Below are 22,748 nucleotides of genomic sequence, written 5' to 3'. Positions count from 1 at the left end.
GCCTTGTGCGGCATGGTCGAAGGGAAATGCTACGTGATGATCGCAATTGAAGATGGGTGCAGGCCGCGCAGGCTTTCGAGCGCATGGGCGCGGGTTCTTGCGGCGGGCACCCTGTTGACGCTGGCCGGCTGCATGGTTCCGAGCGACGGGCCGCTGACCCACGAGGTCCTTTCGGCCGGCGCGGACGGCAAGTCCTACGACATTCCCCAGACCAAGCTGGTCTTCGACGTCGTGAGCATCGACCAGCGCGTCGCCGGCCGCGTCAGCGCGGGCAAGCGCCCCGGTCTTTCCAGCACCTTCGGCTTCGGCGGCGGAGGCGGCACGCCGGTCATCGGCGTCGGTGACCGGCTGGAGGTCACGATCTTCGAGGCGGGCCCGGATGGCCTGTTCTCCACCACCGAGCGCAAGTCGACGTCGATCCCCGTCGTCGTGCAGCCGGACGGCCATGGCCAGATCCCCTATGTCGGCTCCGTGCGCTTTGCCGGCATGACGATCGATTCGGCCCGCGCGACGATCGTCGATGCGCTGAAGGCCAAGGCGGTGGAGCCGGATGTCATCGTCTCGCTTGCGACCAATGCCTCGCGCACGGTGTCGATCCAGGGCGACGTGAACCGGTCTGGCATCCTGCCGCTCGGGCTGAGCGGGCAGCATCTCAGCGAGGTGATCGCCCTTGCCGGCGGCGCGTCCAAGCCGCCCTACGACACCTATGTGAGCCTGAAGCGCGGCGGCCGGACGCGCAGCGTGCTGCTGCAGTCGCTGATCGACAATCCGAAGGACGACATCTACGTCAAGCCGGACGACCAGATCTATGTGAGCTACGACCCGCAGACCTTCGCGGCGCTCGGCCAGACGGGCAAGACGGGCAAGATCCCGTTCAACGCGGCCAGGCTGAGCCTGGTGGAGGCGGCGGCGCTGGCCGGCGGCGGCAATGTGACGACGGCGGACCCGAAGGGCTATTTCGTCTTCCGCTACGAGGACGAGGGCGTCTACCGCAGCGTTGTCGGCGACGACCGGTTCCGTGACCTGATCGCGCGCGGCATGATGCCGGACGGGGAGGGACGCTATCCGATCGTCTACCGGCTCGATCTGGCGGCGACGCAGAGCTATATCGTGGCGCAGACTTTCCCGGTGCGGAACAAGGACGTGGTCTATCTGGCGCGTCATATGGCGACGGACCTTGCGAAGTTCCTGACGATCGTTTCCAGCGGAGCGAGCGCGGCCTACAACATCCAGCGCACCGCGGACCTGCTCTGACAGGTCCCTGGTCCGCTTGACGCGGTGATGCCGGCGCCACTCGCGGCCGGTCTGCCGGCGGCAGACGGTGCGCGGGCTTGCCGGAATTGCTCTCGAGGACTGCATGGCCGGCCAGGCACGCAAAACCTATGCGCTTCTTTCCTTCGGTCTCTGGCAGCAACGGGCGGATATCGCGCGTCTGCTCGATGCCGAGATCGTCGCCTGGCCCTTTGCGCTGCCCGGCCGGATCGACGGGTTCATCGGCTGGGGGCGCCGGTCGTCCGGCCGTCGCGCTGTGCGCCTTGCGGCGCGCAGCGGCAAGGAGGCCATCACCCTTGAGGACGGGTTCCTGCGCGGCTTTGCGGCGGGGCGGGGGGAACCGAGCCATTCCTATGTGATCGACCGGGAGGGCATCTATTTCGATGCGCTCCAGCCGAGCGACCTCGACCGGCTGCTGTCGCAACCGGTGACCGATGCCGCTGCGCTCGGCCGCGCCGGCCGGCTGATGGCGCAACTGCGCGGCGCGCGCCTGTCGAAATACAACAACAGCCCGGTGATGACGCCGACGGCGGCCGGCGTGCCGCACGGCCGGCCTTTCGTCCTGCTTGTCGATCAGGTGGCCGGCGATGCCTCCATTGCCGGGGCCGGGGCGAGCGCGTCAAGCTTCCGCGCCATGCTGGAACATGCGGTCGCCCACCATCCGGGGAAGATGCTGGTCGTGCGCACCCATCCGGCGGCGGGCGACCGCAGCCTCTTGCGGCAGGCGGCAAACGCCATCGGGGCCGAGATCGTGGTGCCCGCGCGCATGAATCCCTGGCCGCTGCTGGAGGAGGCCGACTGCGTCTATACGGTGTCGAGCCAGCTCGGCTTCGAGGCGCTGATGGCGGAGCGGCCCGTCCATTGTTTCGGGACGACCTATTATTCCGGCCGCGGTCTCACCGTCGACCATGGGCGCCTGTCGCCCGCCCGCCCGCCCGCCTCGCTCGAACAGATTTTCCACGCGGCCTATATCGACTATTCGCACTACCTCGACCTGCACACGCGCGCGCCTTGCACGCCGGAGCGGGCGGTGGAACAGGCGATCACGGTGCGCGACCAGCGTGCGCGCATCGAGCGCAAGGTGTTCACCGCCGGCTTCTCGCCGTGGAAGCGCATGGCGATGACCCCCTTCCTGAAGGGCATGGCAGGCGATCCGGTCCATGCCCGCTCGCTCGAGGCCGCGGCGGCGGCGGCACGCGCGGCGAACGGCGTCGTCGCGCTCTGGGGAAGCGATGCGGCGATGCCAGCCGACGTGCCGGCGATACGTCTCGAAGACGGGTTCATCCGCTCCCGCGGGCTGGGGGTCAACCTCGCCATGCCGTCCTCGGTCGCGCTCGACGGGGCGCATGTCTATTACGACGCGCGGGGTGAAAGCCGGCTGGAGGCGCTGATCGCGCATGGCACGGTCGACGAGGGGCTGCGGCGGCGGGCGCGCGATCTCGTGCGCCTGCTGGTCGAGCGCGGCGTGTCCAAATACAATCTCGGGACAGCTGCCGACCTGCCGGCGGTTGCCGGCGGGCGGATGAAAATCCTGGTGCCGGGGCAGGTGGAGAAGGACGCCTCCATTCGCTACGGCTCCCCCGCGGTGCGCTCCAATGCCGATCTCGTGCGCGCCGTGCGCGCGCTCTTTCCCGATGCCTTCGTCGTCTACAAGGCGCATCCGGACGTCGTGTCCGGCGTGCGCGACGGCGGCGCCGAGCCGCAGGAGGCCGATCTCATCGTTCGCAGCGGCGACATCCTGCAATGGATCGGCTGGGCCGACCGGGTCGAGACGATGACCTCGCTGGCCGGCTTCGAGGCGTTGTTGCGCGGCAAGGCCGTAGGCGTGCATGGGGCACCGTTCTATGCCGGCTGGGGTCTGACGGACGATCGCCTGCCCATTCCACGCCGCGTGCGCCGCATCGACCTTGAGTCGCTGGTGGCCGCAAGTCTCATCTGCTATCCGCTTTATATCCATCCCCTCAGTGGCTTACCGTGCCGGCCGGAGGATTTGGTTGAGGAAATTTCGGGTGCCGCCATGAAATCGCCCGGAGTCGGACGGAAGGTCTTTTTGTGTGCGGCGCAACAAATCAACCGTGTTGGGGTGTTGCTTCGCGACTCGCGGTTGCGGTAAAAGGCGGCCAGAAAAATGGGAACGGGGCCGAGTCGCCATCTTGAGCGCAGCGGTCATTCGTGTGCCGGGGGATCGGCGACAAAATCGGGGAGTATGGCAGATGCGGTTGCTAAAACGGCGCCTTTGTGCGAATACCATTCCATCCAGCAGCATAATTTGAGTTGAGCCGACCTGTCATGAGCGTACAGCATGATACCGATTTGAAGGCGGGTCGCTCCGACGCCGAAGGCGCTGCTTCCGCGCGTGGGTCCCGGCTGATCAATCTGGCGTTGCGCCGCAAGCTTTCCAAGCGCTTCCCCTCCAAGAGCGCGCCGCGCGTGCTTTTTCTGCAGGGGCCGGTCGGTCCTTTCTTCCGCAAGGCCCAGGCGCTGCTCAATGACAGCGGTTTCGATGCCTGGCGCATCTGTTTCAACGCCGGCGACCGGCTTTTCGCCCGGGGCGGCAAGATCCTGCATTTCTCCGGCACGGCCGATGTCTGGCGGGACTGGTTCACCGAAATCGTCGGCGAACATGGCTTCGACCATGTCGTGCTCTTCGGCTGCGAGCGCGAGGTCCACAAGATCGCGATCGAGCAATGTGCCACGCTCAATATTCCCGTCCTCAGCCTGGAGGAGGGATATATCCGTCCCGGCTTCGTGACGATGGAGGTCGGCGGCAACAACTGGCGCTCGCCGCTCGCGGGTCTTCTGCCTTCCGGCAATGACGAGGAGAAGCGCCGGGAGCGGCCGCGCGGGACGAATTTCCCGTCGTCCTTCGGTGCCATGGCGACCTATGCCTTCATCTATTTTTCGGTGCGCGGGGTCTTTTCGACGCTGAGCGAACGCAAGCTCTTCCACAAGCACAAGCGTTCGCTGGCACCCGAGGCCTTCTACTGGATCAAGAACTACTACCGGAAGTTCCGCAATCTCGGCAGCAATTACCGCACCATGGAGCGGCTGCTCGAGCACCATGACAAGAAGTACTACATCGTGCCGCTGCAGGTGCACGACGACAGCCAGCTCGGCGCGGCCGCGAGCGGCTGGAACAATCAGAAGCTCATTCTGAAGACCATCGTTTCCTTCGCGCGAAACGCGCCGCCGACGCACCAGCTGGTGTTCAAGATCCATCCCATGGAGCGCGGGCACAGCCAGGACAAGCAGTTCATCCGCCAGGTCGGCGTGCTCAACAATGTCTCCGAGCGCATCCACATCCTCGACAGCGGTTCGCTGGGCCTGATGACGCGGCATGCCGCGGGCATGGTGACGATCAACAGCACCTCCGGCCTCTCGGCGCTCCAGCACGGCATTCCGCTTGCCGTTCTCGGCCAGGCCTTCTACCGGCATCCCTCGCTCGCCTTCTGCGTCAACAAGGGTATCGAGCTGGATAGTTTCTGGTCGTCCGGCCATGTCGCGCCGACGGTGCAGCGACGCGACTACCTGAACTGGATCGCCCGGGAATGCCTGCATCCCGGCGACTACTACGCCTATGAGGGCATCGAGATCGCGGTGAATTCGCTGCTGGAAAAGCTCCGGGCCATGGATGCTGCGGGCCGCGTGGTGGAGCTGCCCGACGTGTCCAACGTCATGCCGCTGCTGGCGCAATCGCAGTAAGGGCGGCACGCCTCTTTCAGGACGGCCCGTGCACTCCCGACGGGCGCGCGGGGCACTGCCCGTACCTTTAGGGGATCAGGCGGACCGGCGCTGGCTGGCGGAGGTGCGAAGGATTTCCTCGTGCACCTCGATCGCTTCCTCGATGTCGTTGTAGAAGGTGAGCTGGCCGTTGTTCATGACGCCGCCGATGTCGCAGAACGAGCGCAACAGGCCGGAGGAGTGGGAGACGAGCAACAGGGTGGCGTTCTCGCGCCGCTCGTCGAAGACGTCCTTGCACTTCTGCTTGAAGGTGGAGTCCCCGACGGCGATCACCTCGTCGATCAGGTAATATTCGAAGCCGATCGCCATGCAGATGCCGAAGGAGAGGCGCGCCTTCATGCCCGCCGAATAGGTCTTCACCGGCATGTCGAGATAGGGGCCGAGTTCGGAGAAATCGGCGACGAAATCCAGAACCTTGTTGCGGTTCTTGCCGTAGATGTCGGCGATGAAGCGGGTGTTCTGCGCGCCCGTCAGCTTGCTGTGCACGCCGCCCCTGAAGCCCAGCGGCCAGGAGATCTTGCCCTCGCGCAGGATGCGTCCGGAATCGGGCATGTCCGCGCCGGAGATCAGGCTCATCAGCGTGGACTTGCCGGCGCCGTTGCGGCCGAGAATGCCGATATTGGTGCCGGGCCGGAAGGCGGCCGTGAACCGGTCGAGAATCACCTTCTTGCCGCCGCCGGGGCGAGGGAAGGCCTTGCTGACATTGTCGAAGATGATCATCAGTCTATGATCTTTCGGCGGAAGAGGCGTTCCAGCACGAGCGCGGCCGTGAGCAGCGCGGTGGAAAGCCCGAGCAGGTAAGACTTGCTCAGCAGCGCGTGATAATCGAGATAGGTCGAGGTGCGGAACCATTCGACGCAGTGCAGGAACGGGTTCCACCACAGCACGGCCTGGAAGCCGGGCGGCATTTCCGCCGGCATGAAGAAGACGCCGGACAACAGCATCAGCGGCATGCTCAGCATGCTGAGGAAGGTGTCGTAGCGCGGCACGAGCGCGCTCATCGTCGCGTTGAACGCGGCGAAGGAGAAGGCGAAGTAGAGGATCGCGGCCATGCCCTCGGCGAATTCGCCGGGATAGACGATGACGTCACGGTCGAGCGAGATCGCAAGCCCGACCATGAACAGGCTGCAGATAATCAGCCAGATCGTCGTCTCCAGCAGGAACGTCGCCACCAGCGTATCGAGCGGCCTGACCAGCGGATAGGTCAGCATCGGCTGGTTGCTGATGATGGCGCGCTCCGTCTTGCGCGATATGCCGCGCGTCATGCGGAAGCCGAAGACACCGGCCAGGATGAACAGCAGCGCATTGTCGCCGAAGGGGACATGGGCCTTCAACTGCGTGTGGATCAGGAGAAAGATGCCGACATAGGCGGCGGGCTCGATGAGGATCCAGATGAAGCCCAGCCGGCTTTCCCCGAAGCGCGTCACCGCGCTGCGCACGACGAGCGCGGAAATGACCCGCGCGTTTTCGCGCAGCGCATAGCTTAGGGGTTTTTCAGCGAGTAGAGCCATTCCGCCACTCTCTCCTCATCGCGATCAGATCGCGTGATCCTTCACGGACCGGAAGGCGAAGTAACCGATGAGCCAAAGGCACGACGCCGCGGCGAGCATGATGAGCGTGTTGATCGCGCCCAGCGGATAGAGGGCGATTTCCGGCTCGCGCGGCTGCACGTAGACGGCGAAGTAACGCTCCTGCTTCTGCGCCTCCTGCATGGCCGTTTCCAATGCGGCGAGGGAGGTCGTATAGGCCTTGACGGCGAACTCCTGCTCGACGCTGAGCTCGGTGAACCGGTCGATCATTTCGGGCAGGGCCCGGCCGGCGTCCAAGCCGCTGCGCGTCGTCTTGTTGCTGGCGTCGTTATCGTTCTCGCCGTCGCCGCTGATACGCTTCTTCTGTTCGACCAGCTGGTTTTCCAGGGCAACGATCTGCCGCTCGATGACGCGGGCGGAGGGCGCGTCCTTGCTGACCGAATCGACCAGCGCCTTGTAGCGGGTGCGAAGCGAGGCCAGCTCCTGTTCGAGCGAGCTGATGATCGTCGCTTCCATGGTCGCGACCGCCGTCGGATCGACGGCCTGTTCGGAGATGCGCAGGTCGGTGATCTGGCCGCGGATGTTGCGCAGCCGCTCTTCCGAGCGTGCGACCTGTACGTTGGCCACCTCGATGAACTGCCGGCGCGACTTTTCCGAAAGCGTGTTGACCAGGTTTTCCGAGACCGTGAGGACCGCGTCGGCCACCTGTTTCGCATCCGACGGCGAGAAGGCGAAGACGCGCATCGTCACGTTGCCGGTCGTGGAGTTGTAGCTGACATTGACCATGTCCCGCCAATAGTCGCGGAACTCGTCGAGCGGGCGGCTCTCGTTCTCGCGATAGAGGAAATCGATGTTCGGGCGGGAATAGACGGTGCGGATGTCGACGCCGGTCTGCTCCTGGATGTCCGGCAGGATCTGGGAAGACTGGATGTAGTCGGCGACCACATAGGAATCACCCGACTGCGCGCTCGATCCGACGAGCGCGGTGAGGCCAAGGGCGTTCAGCGAGGAGGAGTTCGAGCCGCGCACCGAGAATTGCGTCTCGACGACATATTGCGGGCTGGCGATGAAGATATAGTAGAGGCCCGTCAGGATCGTCGGCAGGATCGCCGCCAGCACGAAGGAGATGATCGGCCAGGGAAGCTGCCGCTTCTGCTTGGGCATCGCGGGCAGGGTCAGGACGGTGCTGACGAGGTCGGCGGGCTTGCGCGCGCGTATTTCGGCCCGCGAGCCGAGATTCTCGTCGTCATCGATAGCCGGATTGACGGGGCGCTTGACCGCACCCTGCTTGATCTTCACGACTTTCTGTTCCGCAGCGCGCTGGCGGGCGCGGCGCTTGGCGATTTCGAGCAGGCTGCTCGTATTGTCGGCGACGTGGGTCGGGGTCTCCGCCAGGAGGGGCGCTTTCTCATCTTTCACGTCGGCTCACTCTTTCCAACAGCAAACGGGGTCGTCGCCTAAATGCTTGTCGCCGCAACTTATTCGAAATTGCCTTTACAGACAATAAAAATGCCGCGGCCGGGAAGGCCGCCCGCAGGGCGAACGGGAGCGGAACATCCCGCCCTTTCCGGTCGACGCGCATTCCTCGTCGAGCAATCTGGTCATTTTGTGGTCGTCGCCGGTCCCTTGCTCCAGTCGGTGCTCGAGGCGATGAAGTTCGGGTTGGCGAAATCCGCGTCGTGTGCCTGGCGGGTCTTGCCGTAGAGGAGGGGCGCGCCGTCGAGCGTGCGTGTCTGTCCGCCGGCGGCGCGCAGCACCGCGTCGCCGGCAGCCGTGTCCCATTCCATGGTGCGGCCGAAGCGCGGATAGACGTCTGCAAGTCCTTCTGCCACAAGGCAGAATTTCAGCGAGGAGCCGATCGCCGTGCAGGCGTCGATGCCGTGGTCGTCGAGAAAGCGGGTCGTTTCGGGCGTGGCATGCGAGCGGCTGGCGACGGCCGTCAACGCGCTGCCGCAGCTGCGGCAGCCGATGGACTGCCGCTTTGCGATGGTGGCCTCACGGCTCACCTCGAAGCGTTCCGCCCGCTCGCCGTCCGCGATGAAGCCGGTCGAGAGCGCGGGCGCGTAGACGATGCCCGCGACCGGAGCCCCGTCGCGGATCAGGGCGATGTTGACGGTGAATTCGCTGCGCCCGGCGATGAACTCCTTCGTGCCGTCGAGCGGATCGACGAGGAAGAAGACGCCGCCGGAAATATCCGGCACGCGGCCGGCCGCGACAGCCTCCTCGGCGATGACGGGAACCTCCGGAAAATGGCGCGCAAGCGCGGCGAGGATCAGCCGTTCGGCCTCCTCGTCCGCGGCGGTGACCGGCGACCGGTCCGCCTTGTACTGGACATCGGCCCCTGCCTCGTGGATGGCCATGATGGCGGCGCCGGCGGCCAGTGCCGCGCTCTCCAAGACTTGCCTGAGTTCCATTCCGTTCGCCTGCATGCTGTCGTCGTCCTGCCGTTTCTGCGCATGCCTTAGCCGCGGGACGGCCTGAAAGCAAATGCCCTGCCTGCTCCTGCCGCCACATCATGGCGGCAGCATGTGGAAAGTCGCCGGCCCGGATGCGACAAGATGACGCCGGACTTGCCGTTTGTGCTGCATATGCGAATGTGGGGCGACTGATCCGGGATTTCGCATGCGCTACTCCGCCCTTTCGATCTTCAAGCAAGCCCTTGCCGGCAACCTCGGCTGGAAGCCCGCCTGGCGGGAACCGCAACCGAAGCCGCATTATGACGTGATCATCGTCGGCGGCGGCGGGCATGGCCTTGCGACGGCCTATTACCTTGCCCGGGAATTCGGCATCCGCAACGTCGCCGTGGTGGAGAAGGGCTATCTCGGCTCCGGCAATGTCGGGCGCAACACGACCATCGTGCGCTCCAACTACATGCTGCCCGGCAACGAGCCGTTCTACGAGTTCTCGCTGAAACTGTGGGAAGGACTGGAGCGGGAGCTGAACTACAATGTCATGCTGTCGCAGCGCGGCATCATCAGCCTCTATCACAATGACGGCCAGCGCGATCACTATGTCCGGCGCGGCAATGCCATGATGATGGAGGGCGTGGCGGCCGAGCAGCTCGATCGCGAGACGCTGAAGAAGATGCTGCCCTTCCTCAATTTCGACCATGCGCGCTTCCCGATCATCGGCGGCCTCCTGCAGCGGCGCGCCGGCACGGCGCGGCACGATGCCGTGGCCTGGGGGTTTGCGCGCGGCGCGGACCGGCTCGGCGTCGATCTCATCCAGAACTGCGAGGTCACCGGCATCCGCCGGGAAGACGGCATCGTCACCGGCGTCGAGACGACGAAGGGCTTCATCGGCTGCAACAGGCTGGCGCTCGCGGCGGCCGGCAACACCTCCCGCGTCGGCGAAATGGCGGGGCTGAAGCTGCCGATCGAGAGCCATGTGCTGCAGGCCTTCGTCACCGAAGGGCTGAAACCCTGCATCGATCACGTCATCACCTATGGCGCGGGGCACTTCTACATCTCGCAGTCCGACAAGGGCGGCCTCGTCTTCGGCGCGGAGATCGACGGCTATTCCTCCTATGCCCAGCGCGGCAACCTTGCGACCGCCGAGCATGTCATGGAGGAGGGGGTGACGATGATCCCCGGCCTTTCCCGCGTCAGGGTGCTGCGCGCCTGGGGCGGCGTCATGGACATGTCGATGGACGGCTCGCCGATCATCGACCGCACGCCGATCGACAACCTCTATCTCAACTGCGGCTGGTGCTACGGCGGCTTCAAGGCGACGCCCGCCTCCGGCTTCTGCTTTGCGCATCTCATCGCCAAGGGGGAGAGCCACCATGTGGCGCGCGCGCTCAGGCTCGATCGTTTCGAGCGCGGTTTCCCCATCGACGAGGCGGGTGCCGGCACCCAGCCGAACCTGCATTGAGGATGCCATGGCGAGCCTGATTTCCTGTCCCCATTGCGGGGTGCGGCCCAAGGAAGAGTTTTCGATCCGCGGCGATGCGACGCCGGTCCGTCCGGCGCCCATGGCCTCGGACGAGGCGTGGAACGACTATGTCCATGTCCGTGCCAATCCGCGCGGGCGCATCCGCGAGCACTGGCAGCATGTCGCCGGCTGCCGGCGCTGGCTGGTGGTCGAGCGGGACAACTTTACCCATGAGGTGTTTTCCGTGACGGATGCCGCCACGGCGCGGGGAGGCGTGCGATGACCGCCTATCGCCTTCCCTCCGGCGGCCTCATCGACCGCAGCAACACCATCGGCTTCACCTTCGACGGGGCGAGCCTTTCCGGCCATGCCGGCGATACGCTCGCCTCGGCCTTGCTTGCCAACGACCGGCTGCTCGTCGGACGCAGCTTCAAGTACCATCGCCCGCGCGGCATCGTGACGGCCGGGCCGGCGGAGCCCAACGCGCTGGTCACCATCGGCACGGGCGCGCGGCGCGATCCGAACACGAGGGCGACCGTCGCCGAGCTCTACGACGGCCTTGCCGCCACCAGCCAGAACCGCTGGCCGAGTCTTGCCTTCGATATCGGCGCGGTGAACGATCGCCTGTCGCGCTTCCTGTCCGCCGGCTTCTACTACAAGACCTTCATGTGGCCCGCCGCCTTCTGGGAAAAGGTCTATGAACCGCTGATCCGCCGCGCCGCCGGCCTCGGCCGTACGGACCTTCCGCGCGATCCGGACGCCTATGAGAAGAGCTGGGCGCATTGCGACCTTTTCGTCGTCGGCTCCGGCCCGGCGGGGCTCGCCGCGGCGCTGGTCGCCGCCCGCTCGGGCCTGCGCGTCATCCTCGTCGAACAGGATTTCGCCCTCGGCGGGGCTCTTCTCTCGGAGACGACAAAGCTCGACGGCGAGGCGCCGTACATCTTCTCCCGGCACGCGATCGACGAACTGCACGGCCATCCCGGCGTTACGCTGCTGCCGCGCACCACGGTCTTCGGCTGGTACGACGACAATGTCTTCGGTGCCGTCGAGCGGGTGCAGAAGCACAGTGCCACGATCGATGCGGCACGGCCGGTCGAGCGCCTGTGGCGCATCGTGGCGAAGCACGCGATCCTCGCCACCGGCGCGGAGGAACGGCCGCTGGTCTTCGGCGGTAATGATCGTCCCGGCATAATGATGGCGAGCGCCGCCAGCACCTATGCCAACCGCTTCGGCGTCGCCGCCGGCCGGTCGGTGACGATCTTCACCAACGGCTCGTCCGGCTACCGCACGGCTGCGGACCTTTCCGCCCGGGGCGTGGAGATCGCGGCGCTGATCGACAGTCGCGCGGATGCGTCGGATTTTGCACCCGATGGCGTGCGGGTGGTGCGTGGCGGCGGCATCGTCGATACGAAGGGGCGCCAGCGCGTCCGCGCCGTCATTGCCGATCGCGGCGGCTTCGAGGAGATGATCGCCTGCGATGCCGTGGCCATGTCCGGCGGCTGGAGCCCGGTCATCCACCTTGCCTGCCAGCGCGGCGGCAGGCCGGTCTGGTCGCAGGCCCTGCAGGCGTTCCTCGCGCCGGAGGGCGGCGACGGCCTCGTCATGGCCGGCGCCGCGGCGGGGCACTCCCGGCTTTCCGAATGTCTCGACGATGGCGCGCGCAAGGCTTCGGCCATCGTGGAAGCGCTCGGCCGGCCCGTCGCCGGTTTCGAGCGTCCCGTCGTCGGCGAGGAGGTCGATCCGTCCTTCACGGCGCTCTGGCATGTGCCGGGCGCCAGATCCAAGGCCTTCGTCGACTTCCAGAACGACGTGCACGGCAAGGATCTCGGCCTTGCCCTTCGCGAGGGCTTCGGCCATGTCGAGCATGCCAAGCGCTACACGACGAGCGGCATGGCGACAGACCAGGGCAAGCTCGGCAACGTCAATGCCATCGGCATCCTCGCCGCGATGCGCGGCGTCAGCCCCGCCGAGGTCGGCACCACCACCTTCCGGCCGTTCTATACGCCCGTCTCCTTCGGTGCGCTCGCCGGCTCGTCGCGCGACGAACATGCCATGCCCGTCCGCCGCTCGCCGCTGCACGGCTGGGCGGCGCGGCACGGCGCGGTCTTCATCGATGCCGGGCTCTGGTATCGCTCCTCCTGGTTCCCGAAGGCGGGGGAGAAGACCTGGCGGGAAAGCGTCGACCGCGAGGTCCGCACCGTGCGCGAGCATGCCGGTCTCTGCGATGTCTCGACCCTCGGCAAGATCGAGGTCTTCGGGCCGGATGCCGCCGAGTTCCTGAACCGGCTCTATTGCAATCCCGTGCTGAAGCTTCCCGTCGGCAAGGCCCGCTACGGGCTGATGCTGCGCGAGGACGGCATGGTCTATGACGACGGCACGGTGAGCCGGCTGGGCGAGACGCATTTCCTCGTCACGACCACGACGGCAATGGCCGCCGGCGTGCTCTCCCATATGGAGTTTGCCGCGCAGGCGCTCTGGCCGGAGCTTCGCGTGCGCTTCCTGTCGGTCTCCGACCAATGGGCGCAGATGTCGATCGCCGGGCCGAAGGCGCGCACGATCCTGCAGGCCGTCGTCGAGGACGATCTCTTGAATGCGGCCTTCCCGTTCCTTGCCGCCCGCGAGGTGCGCCTGAAGGGCAGCCTCAAGGCGCGGCTCTTCCGCATCTCCTTCTCGGGCGAGCTTGCCTATGAGCTGGCGGTGCCGGCGGGCTATGGCGAAGCGGTGGCCGACGCGCTGATGCGGGCGGGCGAACCGCAGGGCCTCTGCGCCTATGGCGTCGAGGCGCTGAACGTGCTGCGCATCGAGAAGGGCCATGTCACCCATGCCGAGCTCGATGGCCGCGTGACGCCGGACGATGCCGGCCTCGGCCGCATGATGGGCACCAGCAAGCCGGATTTCATCGGCAAGCGGCTCTCCACCCGCTTCGGCCTGACGGCCGCCGACCGCGCCCAGCTCGTCGGCCTGAAGGCACTGGAGGCGGACAAGGACATGCGCGCCGGCGCGCATCTTCTCAAGGACGGTGCCAAGCCCTCGACGGTCAACGACCAGGGCTGGGTCAGCTCCGTCTGCTTCTCGCCGACGCTCGGCACCCATATCGCCCTTGCCTTCCTGAAGTCGGGCCGCGAGCGCTATGGCGAGAAGATTATCGTGTGGGACCGGTTGCGGGGCGTGGAGACAGTTGCCGAAGTCTGCGATCCGGTCTTCGTCGATCCGGAAAACCGCAGGCTGATGGCGTGAGGTGAAGGCTATGGCTTACGACTATCAGGCAGTGCATGCGCTGGACGGCACGATCGGGGCGGTCCCCGGTCAGCGGGCCAACCACCTCGCCGTCCACCGCGCGACGGCCACTGCCGTGGTGCTGGCGGCGCCCGGCCATGGCGCCGAAGCAGCCGGCATTCTCGTCGCAGACGGCGCGTTCGAGGCCCGCTTCTGCGGCCCGGGCGAATGGCTGGTGCTGTCGGAGGTTCATGCGCCCGAAACGCTCGCCGCCGAACTGGCCATCCGGCTCAGCGCCTTCGCCTTCGTGGTCGACCAGAGCCATGGCCGCGTCGCGCTGACGCTGTCCGGGCCCGACGCGGCGCGCATCCTCGCGAACGGCATCGCCGTCGATCTTCATCCCGAGGCCTTTGCCGTCGGGCGCGCGGCGACCATGCTGTGCAACCATCTTTCGGTCAATCTCGCCCGCACCGGCATCGACCGTTTCGATCTCGTGGTGATGCGCAGCTTTGCCGAGGCGCTGGTCGCCGATCTCAAGGTCATGGCGCGCAGCCATGATCTCTCCGTCGATTTCGCCACCCGCTGACAAAAACCATCCGGAGCGACATGGCGCTTCGCACCTCGGGCTTGCCGGGCGTCGGGGGAACCCAATAGGCTGCATTCCGCGCCGCATCGAATTCCCTTCAACCCGGAAAAGCCGGAGTTTTCATGAAGAGCCATGCAAGGGTCGTCGTTATCGGGGGCGGCGTCGTCGGCTGCTCCGTCCTCTATCACCTCACGAAATTCGGCTGGACCGATGTCGTGCTCGTCGAGCGCTCGGAGCTGACCTCCGGCTCGACCTGGCATGCGGCCGGCGGCATGCACACGATCAACGGCGATCCGAACGTCGCCAAGCTGCAGAAATACACCGTGGAGCTCTATAAAGAGATCCAGGACTATTCCGGCCAGGATATCGGCCTGCACATGACCTCGGGCATGATGCTGGCATCCACCAAGGATCGCTTCGACTGGATGAAGTCGATCCTCGCCAAGGGGCGCTATATGGGCCTCGATGCGCATCTCCTCACGCCGAAGGAGGCGCACGACCTGATGCCGCTGCTCGATCCCGACCAGTTCGTCGGCGCGGTATTCGATCCCGTCGAGGGCCATCTCGATCCCTATGGCACGACGCATGCCTATGCCAAGTCGGCAAAGAGGAACGGCGCGGAGATCTATCTCCACACCAAGGTGGAAGACCTCGTGCAGCGCGAGGACGGCAGCTGGCGCGTCATCACCGACAAGGGCGAGATCGTCGCCGAGCATGTCGTCAATTGCGGCGGCCTCTGGGCGCGCGAGATCGGCCGCATGGTCGGCCTCGAACTGCCTGTCCTTGCCATGGAGCACATGTATCTCATCACCGAGGACATGCCCGAGGTCATCGAATTCAACCGGACGCATGGCAAGGAGCTGATGCACTGCGTCGACTTCGACGGGGAGACCTATCTGCGCCAGGAGCGCAACGGCATGCTGATGGGCACCTATGAAAAGGCCTGCCGGCCCTGGTCGCCGCTCACCACGCCGTGGGATTTCGGCCACGAACTGCTGGAAGAGGACATTGCGCGAATCACCCCGGAGCTGGAGGTCGGTTTCCGGCACTTCCCGGCCTTCAACAGGGCCGGTATCAGGAAGATCATCAACGGCCCCTTCACCTTCTCGCCGGACGGCAACCCGCTCGTCGGGCCCGTGCGCGGCATGACGAACTTCTGGTCCGCCTGCGCCGTCATGGCCGGCTTCAGCCAGGGCGGCGGCGTGGGCCTGGCGCTTGCCAACTGGATGATCGACGGCGATCCCGGCTTCGACGTCTTCGCCATGGATGTCGCGCGCTACGGCGACTACGCGACGCTCGCCTACACCAATGCAAAGGTGCGGGAAAACTACTCGCGCCGCTTCTCCATCCGCTATCCCAACGAGGAGCTGCCGGCCGGCCGGCCGCTGCAGACGACGCCGATCTACGACAGGCTGAAGGCGGCCGGTGCCGTCTTCGGGGCGTCCTATGGCCTGGAGCAGCCGCTGTGGTTCGCGCCTGATGGCGTGGAGGACCGGTTCTCCTGGCGCCGCTCGACGGATTTCGAGACCGTCGGCGCGGAAGCCCGCGCGGTGCGCGAGGGCGTCGGCCTGATGGAGACCTCGGGCTTTGCGAAATATGCGGTGAGGGGCAGGGGCGCGGCGGCCTGGCTCGACCGGCTGCTCGCCTGCCGGCTGCCGGAACCGGGGCGCATGACGCTTGCGCCCATGCTGAAGGACGACGGAAAGCTCATCGGCGATTTCACGCTCGCCAAGCTCGGCGAGGGGGACTTCCTGCTGATCGGCTCGGGCATCGCCGAGGACTACCATATGCGCTGGTTCGAGACGCACCTGCCGCGGGATGGTTCCGTCACGCTGGAGGCGCTGAACCTCTCCCTCGTCGGCCTTGCCATCGCGGGGCCGAAGGCGCGCGAGGTGCTGGCGAAGCTGACGCACCGGGATGTTTCGACCGAGGCCTTCCCCTTCATGGCGGTACGCCGGATGGATCTCGGCATGGCGCCGGCCATCGTCGGGCGCGTCAGCTATACGGGCGATCTCGGCTACGAGATCTGGATGAAGCCGCAGTACCAGCGTTATCTCTACGACCTCATCCTCGAAGCCGGGGCCGAATTCGGCATCCGCCTGTTCGGCCTCAGGGCGCTCAATGCCCTGCGCCTCGAAAAGTCCTACGGCAGCTGGTCGCGCGAATATCGCCCGCTCTATGGTCCGGTCGAGGCGGGGCTGGAGCGATTCGTGGCGGTCGGCAAGGCGGCCGACTTCATCGGCAGGGAAGCGGCAAGGGCAGAGCGGGAAACGGGCGGTGCGCTGCGGCTGCGCACCTTCGTCGTCGCGGCAACGGATGCCGACGTCATCGGCGACGAGCCGATCTATCTCGACGGTGCGGTGCGCGGCTGGGTGACCTCGGGGGGCTATGCCCATGCCGCCGGCCTTTCGGTCGCGGTCGGCTATGTGCCGAAGGAGATCGCCGATCTCGAAACCGGCTGGTCGATCGAGCTTCTCGGCGAGATGCTGCCGGCGCGTCTGCAGGCCGAGCCGCTGTTCGATCCGTCCGGTGCGCGCATGCGCGGCTGATTTGTCCCGGCCCGTTGGGCGGTGCTCCGGATCGGGGCATCGCCGTTTGTGACTTTCGTGCATCTTTCTGGGCAAAAGCGCCGATTTTCCTGCCGATTTTTTGATTTGCGTGGCGTCAAATGCGCCATTTAACCGTCCTTGCTAAAGAAATTGTCGATCCCGGCTTTTTGGGCTTCCCTTTTGTATCGAAAGCGGTATGGAATCCCGACTGTCTAACAAGCTCGAAAAAGAGCGGCAAGAACAAGAGATGCGGCCCTCAGGAACCGCATCCGGGGGATAGCAAATGGAATATTTCGTCCAGCAGCTCGTCAATGGGCTGACGCTTGGATCTATTTATGGTTTGATAGCCATCGGCTACACCATGGTTTACGGCATCATCGGCATGATCAATTTCGCCCACGGCGATATCTTCATGCTGGGTGGATTCGCCGCTCTCATCATCTTCCTCGTCCTCACCAGCGTGTTCGTCGGCCTTCCGGTCGTCCTCCTGCTGCTGGTCATGATCGCCGCGGCCATGCTCACCGCATCGCTGTGGAACTGGACGATCGAGAAGGTGGCCTACCGGCCCTTGCGCGGCTCGTTCCGCCTGGCGCCGCTGATCACCGCAATCGGCATGTCGATCGCGCTGTCGAACTTCATCCAGGTCACGCAGGGTCCGCGCAACAAGCCGATCCCGCCGCTGGTGTCATCGGTCTACAACGTCTTCGGCATCTCGATCTCGTTGAAACAGCTGATCATCATGCTCCTGACGGTCATCCTGCTGACGACCTTCTGGTACATCGTCAACAAGACCTCGCTCGGCCGCGCCCAGCGCGCGACGGAACAGGATCGCAAGATGGCGGCACTGCTCGGCATCGACGTCGACCGGACGATCTCGGTGACCTTCATCATGGGCGCCTCTCTCGCCGCCGTCGCCGGCACCATGTACCTGATGTATTACGGCGTGACCGTCTTCACCGACGGCTTCATTCCGGGCGTCAAGGCCTTCACGGCTGCGGTTCTCGGCGGTATCGGCTCGCTTCCGGGCGCCGTGCTCGGCGGCCTGCTCATCGGCCTCATCGAGAGCCTTTGGTCCGCCTACTTCACCATCGACTACAAGGACGTCGCGACGTTCTCCATCCTCGCCATCGTCCTGATCTTCAAGCCGTCCGGCATTCTCGGACGACCGGAAGTCGAGAAGGTTTGATCCATGTCCAACATTTCGAACACTCATGAGCGCGCCGGCGGGAACCTGACGGCGCAGGCTCTGCGCGAGGGCTTTTTCGCCGGCCTCGTCGCGCTCGGCCTCTTCGTCCTCTTCGTCGGTCTCGAGACCACGCAGAACATCCGCAACGAGCTCGTGCTGAACCAGCGCTGGGGGCTGCTCACGATCTTCGTGATCGTTGCCGCCGTCGGCCGCTTCCTCTCGGTCGCCTATCTGCGGCCCTGGCTTGCCGCCCGCAAGGCAGCCGCCGCGGCCAAGCCGGCGGAAGGCGAGGAAAGCTTCTTCAAGCGCAATTTCAGCAAGATCGCCATCGTCGCGCTGATCTTCTACCCGCCGATCATGGTCATGCTCTTCGGCGTGCAGGGCTCGCTGAAATGGGTCGACAATTTCGGCATCCAGATCCTCATCTACGTGATGCTGGCCTGGGGCCTGAACATCGTCGTCGGCCTTGCCGGCCTGCTCGATCTCGGCTACGTCGCCTTCTATGCGGTCGGCGCCTATTCCTATGCGCTCCTTTCGCAGCAGTTCGGCTTCTCCTTCTGGATCCTGCTGCCGCTCGCCGGCATCCTTGCCGCCTTCTGGGGCATGATCCTCGGCTTCCCGGTGCTGCGCCTGAAGGGCGACTATCTCGCCATCGTGACGCTGGCCTTCGGTGAGATCATCCGTCTTGTCCTCATCAACTGGACGGAAGTGACCCGCGGCACCTTCGGCGTCTCCGGCATTCCCAAGGCCTCGGTCTTCGGCATCTGGTCGTTCGACGTCAGCGCGCCGAACAACTTCGCCAAGGCCTTCGACCTGCCGATGTCCTCGGCCTACTACAAGATCTTCCTCTTCTATCTCATCCTGGCGCTGGCGCTGCTCACCGCCTATGTGACGATCCGCCTGCGCCGCATGCCGATCGGCCGCGCCTGGGAAGCGCTGCGCGAGGACGAGATCGCCTGCCGTTCGCTCGGCATCAACACGGTGACGACCAAGCTGACGGCCTTCTCCATCGGCGCGATGTTCGGCGGCTTCGCCGGCTCCTTCTTTGCCGTGCGCCAGGGCTTCGTCTCGCCGGAAAGCTTCGTCTTCCTCGAATCGGCGATTATCCTCGCCATCGTGGTCCTCGGCGGCATGGGCTCGCTCGTCGGCATCGCCGTCGCGGCGGCTGTGATGGTCGGCGGCACCGAGCTCTTGCGCGAGATGACCTTCCTGAAGCAGATCTTCGGGCCCGACTTCACGCCGGAACTCTACCGCATGCTGATCTTCGGCCTCGCCATGGTCACCGTCATGGTCTGGAAGCCGCGCGGCTTCGTCGGAAGCCGTGAGCCGACCGCCTTCCTCAGGGAGCGCAAGGCGGTCTCCGGCAGCTTCACCAAGGAAGGGCACGGCTGATGGCCCTCGGTGCGAACACGGTAGCGACGAACACGATGACGAACGATCCCATCCTCAAGGTCGAGCATCTGTCGATGCGCTTCGGTGGCCTCATGGCCATCAACGATCTGTCCTTCGAAGCGCAGCGCGGCGAGATCACGGCCCTCATCGGCCCGAACGGCGCCGGCAAGACCACGGTCTTCAACTGCGTCACCGGCTTCTACAAGCCGACCATGGGCATGATCACCATGCGCCAGAAGGCGGGCAAGGAGTTCCTTCTGGAACGCATGGCCGACTTCGAGATCACCCGCGACGCGAAGGTGGCGCGCACCTTCCAGAACATCCGGCTCTTCTCGGGCCTGACGGTGCTGGAAAACCTGCTCGTCGCCCAGCACAACATGCTGATGAAGGCCTCCGGCTATACGATCCTCGGCCTGCTCGGCTTGCCGGCCTACAAGCACGCCTCGGCGGAATCGATCGAGATCGCCAAGCACTGGCTGGAAAAGGCGCATCTCATCGAGCGCGCGGACGATCCGGCCGGCGACCTGCCCTATGGCGCGCAGCGGCGTCTCGAAATCGCCCGCGCCATGTGCACGGGGCCGGAATTCCTGTGCCTCGACGAACCGGCGGCCGGCCTCAACCCGCGCGAGTCGCTCGCGCTCAACGAACTCCTGCGTTCCATCCGCAAGGACAGCGGCACGTCGATCCTGCTCATCGAGCACGACATGTCGGTCGTCATGGAGATCTCCGACCATGTGGTCGTGCTCGAATACGGGCAGAAGATCTCGGACGGCACGCCGGACCATGTGAAGAACGATCCGAAGGTTATCGCGGCCTATCTCGGCGTTGAAGATGATGAGGTCGAAGAGGTGATCGAGGAAATCGAGGTGATCGCGGAGAGCGAAGGCACTGAAGGAGGATCGCACTGATGAGCGATACACTTCTCAGCGTTCAGGGCGTGCAGACCTATTACGGCAATATCCGCGCGCTGGCCGGGGTCGATGTCGAGGTGAAGAAGGGCGAGATCGTCTCGCTGATCGGCGCGAACGGCGCCGGCAAGTCGACCCTGATGATGACGATCTGCGGCAGCCCGCAGGCCCGTACGGGCACCGTCACCTTCGACGGCGAGGACATCACCCGTCTGCCGACGCATCTCATCGCGCGCCGCCGCATCGCGCAGTCGCCGGAAGGACGCCGCATCTTCCCGCGCATGACGGTCTATGAAAATCTCCAGATGGGCGCGAGCCTCGACAATCTGAAGTATTTCAACGAGGACGTGGAAAAGATCTTCACGCTCTTCCCGCGCCTCAAGGAACGCCAGAGCCAGCGCGGCGGCACGCTTTCGGGCGGCGAGCAGCAGATGCTCTCCATCGGCCGCGCGCTGATGGCGCGTCCGAAGCTCCTGCTGCTCGACGAACCCTCGCTCGGCCTTGCGCCGCTGATCGTCAAGGGCATCTTCGACGCGATCAAGAAGCTCAACCAGAACGAGGGCCTCACCGTGTTCCTCGTCGAGCAGAACGCCTTCGCCGCACTCAAACTCTCCGACCGGGCCTATGTGATGGTCAACGGGCAGGTGACGATGAGCGGTTCGGGCAAGGAACTTCTGGCCAACCCGGAAGTGCGTGCCGCCTATCTCGAAGGCGGCCGGCACTGAGGATGGTCCCGCGCAGGACCCGCAAGGATCCTGCGCCGATCCTGGGATTTACGGCGACCGTCGCGCATCCTGAACGACGCACGGTGCTGTAAGGGGAGTATGTGTTATGCAAGGAATTCTCTACGAAGAACCGTCGATCTGGCAGTTCCTGTTCATCACCGTCATCATGGGCGGCTGGACGGCCTGGCGCACCGGCAAGAGCGTTGCCGAGAACTGGCAGAGCTACGCCACGCTGGTCATCTACGTGCTTCTGCTCGGCGGGGCGATCCGCTTCATCCACCATGCGCTGTTCCACGGCACCATGCTGACGGTGCAATACTATGTCGTGGACACGGTCGTGCTTTTGTTGTTTGCTACGCTCGGCTACCGCTACTACCGCACGCGGCAGATGACCAACAACTACTACTGGCTCTATGAAAAGGCATCGCCCTTTTCCTGGAAAGCCAAATAGCCAGAGGGAAGCCCGCGGCCGGCCTCCGGTCGCGGTATAACGATATCGGCGCAATGATGCGGGTGTTGCGACCGGTTGAAACGAGCCCGCTTTTAAATTTGGGAGTAACAATATGAAGAAGTCTCTCATGTCGGCTGTTGCTTTGGCTGCAATGGTCGCCTTCAGCGGCAGCGCCTGGGCCGACATCCTGATCGGCGTCGGCGGCCCGCTGACCGGTCCGAACGCCGCCTTCGGCGCGCAGCTCCAGAAGGGTGCCGAGCAGGCTGCTGCCGACATCAACGCAGCCGGCGGCATCAATGGCGAGCAGGTCAAGATCGTGCTCGGCGACGACGTTTCCGACCCGAAGCAGGGCGTTTCGGTCGCCAACAAGTTCGTTGCCGACGGCGTGAAGTTCGTGGTTGGCCACTTCAACTCGGGCGTCTCCATCCCGGCTTCGGAAATCTATGCCGAAAACGGCGTGCTGCAGGTCTCCCCGGCCTCGACCAACCCGACCTACACGGAGCGCGGCCTGTGGAATACGTTCCGCGTGTGCGGTCGTGACGACCAGCAGGGTGCCGTTGCCGGCGCCTTCATCGCGGCGAACTTCAAGGACGCCAAGGTTGCCGTCCTGCATGACAAGACGCCGTACGGCCAGGGCCTTGCCGACGAAACCAAGAAGGCGACGAACGAAGCCGGCATCACCGAAGCCATCTACGAAGGCGTCAATGTCGGCGACAAGGACTTCTCCGCTCTCATCGCCAAGATGAAGGAAGCCGGCGTAACGGTCGTCTATTGGGGCGGTCTGCACACCGAGTTCGGCCTCATCGAGCGTCAGGCCGCCGACCAGGGCCTGAAGGCCCAGTTCATCTCGGGCGACGGTATCGTCTCGAACGAACTGGCCTCGATCGCCGGCGACGCCGTCGACGGCACGCTGATGACCTTCGCTCCGGATCCGCGCAAGAACCCGGCCGCCAAGGACCTCGTCGAGAAGTTCCGCGCTGCCGGCTTCGAGCCGGAAGCCTACACGCTCTATGCTTACGCAGCCGTTCAGGTTATCGCTGAAGGTGCCAAGGCTGCCGGCGGCGTAGACCCGCAGGCCATTGCCGAAGCCATCAAGTCCAAGGGCCCGTTCCAGACCGCCATCGGCGAACTCGGCTTCGACGAAAAGGGCGACATCACCCGTCCGGACTACGTCCTCTACACCTGGAAGAAGGGTGAAGACGGCAAGTACACCTACGTGCAGAACGAGTAGTCGTTCTGCCGGAACGGGCGGCGCATTGCACGCCGCCCGGCCGCCTGACCTTGAGCCCGGCCTTCGCGCCGGGCTTTTTTGTCGCCGAC

The 22,748-nt window shown here is 65.1% G+C and carries 18 protein-coding genes; 14 read left to right on the top strand and 4 right to left on the bottom strand.

Annotated features, from left to right (window positions below; all coding sequences use genetic code 11):
* The first annotated feature begins 36 nt into the window (after positions 1 to 36).
* From AABQ55_RS20155 to AABQ55_RS20145, 3 genes are all read left to right on the top strand, one after another.
* Positions 37 to 1,254, top strand: a complete 1,218-nt coding sequence (locus AABQ55_RS20155; RefSeq protein WP_272806293.1) for a polysaccharide biosynthesis/export family protein — start codon at positions 37 to 39, stop codon at positions 1,252 to 1,254.
* A 103-nt stretch (positions 1,255 to 1,357) separates the two neighbouring features.
* Positions 1,358 to 3,385 carry a capsular polysaccharide biosynthesis protein gene (locus AABQ55_RS20150; protein ID WP_272806292.1) on the top strand — a complete coding sequence of 676 codons (2,028 nt, stop codon included), beginning with the start codon at positions 1,358 to 1,360 and terminating at the stop codon, positions 3,383 to 3,385.
* Positions 3,386 to 3,561: 176 nt separating this feature from the next.
* Positions 3,562 to 4,974 (top strand): capsular biosynthesis protein, encoded by a 1,413-nt coding sequence (locus tag AABQ55_RS20145; RefSeq protein ID WP_272806291.1) that lies wholly within the window; start codon positions 3,562 to 3,564, stop codon positions 4,972 to 4,974.
* A gap of 75 nt (positions 4,975 to 5,049) precedes the next feature.
* On the opposite strand, the gene AABQ55_RS20140 is transcribed toward AABQ55_RS20145, so the two are convergent.
* The 4 genes from AABQ55_RS20140 to cysQ all read right to left on the bottom strand — a co-directional run bounded on the left by AABQ55_RS20140 (position 5,050) and on the right by cysQ (position 8,956).
* On the bottom strand, positions 5,050 to 5,733 hold the full coding sequence (locus tag AABQ55_RS20140; protein WP_244768452.1) for an ABC transporter ATP-binding protein: 684 nt from the start codon (positions 5,731 to 5,733) through the stop codon (positions 5,050 to 5,052).
* Positions 5,733 to 6,524 carry an ABC transporter permease gene (locus AABQ55_RS20135; protein ID WP_244768453.1) on the bottom strand — a complete coding sequence of 264 codons (792 nt, stop codon included), beginning with the start codon at positions 6,522 to 6,524 and terminating at the stop codon, positions 5,733 to 5,735. The genes AABQ55_RS20140 and AABQ55_RS20135 overlap by 1 nt, the downstream gene beginning before the upstream one ends.
* A gap of 24 nt (positions 6,525 to 6,548) precedes the next feature.
* Positions 6,549 to 7,961 (bottom strand): hypothetical protein, encoded by a 1,413-nt coding sequence (locus tag AABQ55_RS20130; RefSeq protein WP_244768454.1) that lies wholly within the window; start codon positions 7,959 to 7,961, stop codon positions 6,549 to 6,551.
* Positions 7,962 to 8,143: 182 nt separating this feature from the next.
* Positions 8,144 to 8,956, bottom strand: a complete 813-nt coding sequence (gene cysQ, locus AABQ55_RS20125; protein ID WP_272806290.1) for a 3'(2'),5'-bisphosphate nucleotidase CysQ — start codon at positions 8,954 to 8,956, stop codon at positions 8,144 to 8,146.
* Between the two features lie 208 nt (positions 8,957 to 9,164).
* On the opposite strand from cysQ, the gene AABQ55_RS20120 reads away from it, so the two are divergent.
* From AABQ55_RS20120 to AABQ55_RS20070, 11 genes are all read left to right on the top strand, one after another.
* The gene (locus tag AABQ55_RS20120) at positions 9,165 to 10,415 is read left to right on the top strand and encodes a sarcosine oxidase subunit beta family protein (RefSeq protein ID WP_244768456.1); all 1,251 of its coding nucleotides are present in this window, start codon (positions 9,165 to 9,167) and stop codon (positions 10,413 to 10,415) included.
* A gap of 7 nt (positions 10,416 to 10,422) precedes the next feature.
* Positions 10,423 to 10,698, top strand: coding sequence for a sarcosine oxidase subunit delta (locus AABQ55_RS20115; protein ID WP_272806289.1), 276 nt, complete (start codon positions 10,423 to 10,425; stop codon positions 10,696 to 10,698).
* The gene (locus AABQ55_RS20110) at positions 10,695 to 13,652 is read left to right on the top strand and encodes a sarcosine oxidase subunit alpha family protein (protein WP_272806288.1); all 2,958 of its coding nucleotides are present in this window, start codon (positions 10,695 to 10,697) and stop codon (positions 13,650 to 13,652) included. Before AABQ55_RS20115 ends, AABQ55_RS20110 begins: the two co-directional genes overlap by 4 nt.
* A gap of 10 nt (positions 13,653 to 13,662) precedes the next feature.
* Positions 13,663 to 14,217: a sarcosine oxidase subunit gamma gene (locus tag AABQ55_RS20105; protein ID WP_272806287.1), complete on the top strand. Its 555-nt coding sequence runs from the start codon at positions 13,663 to 13,665 to the stop codon at positions 14,215 to 14,217.
* 122 nt (positions 14,218 to 14,339) lie between these two features.
* Positions 14,340 to 16,766, top strand: a complete 2,427-nt coding sequence (locus AABQ55_RS20100) for a GcvT family protein (RefSeq protein ID WP_272806286.1) — start codon at positions 14,340 to 14,342, stop codon at positions 16,764 to 16,766.
* Positions 16,767 to 17,049: 283 nt separating this feature from the next.
* Positions 17,050 to 17,952 carry a branched-chain amino acid ABC transporter permease gene (locus tag AABQ55_RS20095; protein WP_244768461.1) on the top strand — a complete coding sequence of 301 codons (903 nt, stop codon included), beginning with the start codon at positions 17,050 to 17,052 and terminating at the stop codon, positions 17,950 to 17,952.
* Between the two features lie 3 nt (positions 17,953 to 17,955).
* Complete coding sequence (gene livM / locus AABQ55_RS20090) at positions 17,956 to 19,344, top strand: high-affinity branched-chain amino acid ABC transporter permease LivM (protein ID WP_272806285.1); 1,389 nt, start codon at positions 17,956 to 17,958, stop codon at positions 19,342 to 19,344.
* Positions 19,344 to 20,252, top strand: a complete 909-nt coding sequence (locus tag AABQ55_RS20085; RefSeq protein ID WP_244768463.1) for an ABC transporter ATP-binding protein — start codon at positions 19,344 to 19,346, stop codon at positions 20,250 to 20,252. The genes livM and AABQ55_RS20085 overlap by 1 nt, the downstream gene beginning before the upstream one ends.
* Positions 20,252 to 20,977: an ABC transporter ATP-binding protein gene (locus AABQ55_RS20080; protein ID WP_398433110.1), complete on the top strand. Its 726-nt coding sequence runs from the start codon at positions 20,252 to 20,254 to the stop codon at positions 20,975 to 20,977. The genes AABQ55_RS20085 and AABQ55_RS20080 overlap by 1 nt, the downstream gene beginning before the upstream one ends.
* A gap of 106 nt (positions 20,978 to 21,083) precedes the next feature.
* Positions 21,084 to 21,428, top strand: a complete 345-nt coding sequence (locus tag AABQ55_RS20075) for a DUF6867 family protein (RefSeq protein ID WP_272806284.1) — start codon at positions 21,084 to 21,086, stop codon at positions 21,426 to 21,428.
* 112 nt (positions 21,429 to 21,540) lie between these two features.
* Positions 21,541 to 22,659 carry a branched-chain amino acid ABC transporter substrate-binding protein gene (locus tag AABQ55_RS20070; RefSeq protein ID WP_244768465.1) on the top strand — a complete coding sequence of 373 codons (1,119 nt, stop codon included), beginning with the start codon at positions 21,541 to 21,543 and terminating at the stop codon, positions 22,657 to 22,659.
* Positions 22,660 to 22,748 lie beyond the last annotated feature (89 nt).

The organism is Shinella sp. WSD5-1 (assembly GCF_963942435.1).
Taxonomy (GTDB): Bacteria; Pseudomonadota; Alphaproteobacteria; order Rhizobiales; family Rhizobiaceae; genus Shinella; species Shinella yambaruensis.
This window is presented reverse-complemented; position numbering and strand designations above follow the sequence as displayed.

What these genes read in the sequence shown, in the direction of transcription:
- AABQ55_RS20145 (WP_272806291.1), top strand. Translation starts at nt 3,562, where the DNA reads ATGAGCGTACAGCATGATACCGATTTGAAGGCGGGTCGCTCCGACGCC.
- AABQ55_RS20095 (WP_244768461.1), top strand. Translation starts at nt 17,050, where the DNA reads ATGGAATATTTCGTCCAGCAGCTCGTCAATGGGCTGACGCTTGGATCT.
- AABQ55_RS20075 (WP_272806284.1), top strand. Translation starts at nt 21,084, where the DNA reads ATGCAAGGAATTCTCTACGAAGAACCGTCGATCTGGCAGTTCCTGTTC.
- AABQ55_RS20080 (WP_398433110.1), top strand. Translation starts at nt 20,252, where the DNA reads ATGAGCGATACACTTCTCAGCGTTCAGGGCGTGCAGACCTATTACGGC.
- livM (WP_272806285.1), top strand. Translation starts at nt 17,956, where the DNA reads ATGTCCAACATTTCGAACACTCATGAGCGCGCCGGCGGGAACCTGACG.
- AABQ55_RS20070 (WP_244768465.1), top strand. Translation starts at nt 21,541, where the DNA reads ATGAAGAAGTCTCTCATGTCGGCTGTTGCTTTGGCTGCAATGGTCGCC.
- AABQ55_RS20120 (WP_244768456.1), top strand. Translation starts at nt 9,165, where the DNA reads ATGCGCTACTCCGCCCTTTCGATCTTCAAGCAAGCCCTTGCCGGCAAC.
- AABQ55_RS20110 (WP_272806288.1), top strand. Translation starts at nt 10,695, where the DNA reads ATGACCGCCTATCGCCTTCCCTCCGGCGGCCTCATCGACCGCAGCAAC.
- AABQ55_RS20085 (WP_244768463.1), top strand. Translation starts at nt 19,344, where the DNA reads ATGGCCCTCGGTGCGAACACGGTAGCGACGAACACGATGACGAACGAT.
- cysQ (WP_272806290.1), bottom strand. Translation starts at nt 8,956, where the DNA reads ATGGAACTCAGGCAAGTCTTGGAGAGCGCGGCACTGGCCGCCGGCGCC.
- AABQ55_RS20100 (WP_272806286.1), top strand. Translation starts at nt 14,340, where the DNA reads ATGAAGAGCCATGCAAGGGTCGTCGTTATCGGGGGCGGCGTCGTCGGC.
- AABQ55_RS20135 (WP_244768453.1), bottom strand. Translation starts at nt 6,524, where the DNA reads ATGGCTCTACTCGCTGAAAAACCCCTAAGCTATGCGCTGCGCGAAAAC.
- AABQ55_RS20105 (WP_272806287.1), top strand. Translation starts at nt 13,663, where the DNA reads ATGGCTTACGACTATCAGGCAGTGCATGCGCTGGACGGCACGATCGGG.
- AABQ55_RS20150 (WP_272806292.1), top strand. Translation starts at nt 1,358, where the DNA reads ATGGCCGGCCAGGCACGCAAAACCTATGCGCTTCTTTCCTTCGGTCTC.
- AABQ55_RS20155 (WP_272806293.1), top strand. Translation starts at nt 37, where the DNA reads ATGATCGCAATTGAAGATGGGTGCAGGCCGCGCAGGCTTTCGAGCGCA.
- AABQ55_RS20115 (WP_272806289.1), top strand. Translation starts at nt 10,423, where the DNA reads ATGGCGAGCCTGATTTCCTGTCCCCATTGCGGGGTGCGGCCCAAGGAA.
- AABQ55_RS20140 (WP_244768452.1), bottom strand. Translation starts at nt 5,733, where the DNA reads ATGATCATCTTCGACAATGTCAGCAAGGCCTTCCCTCGCCCCGGCGGC.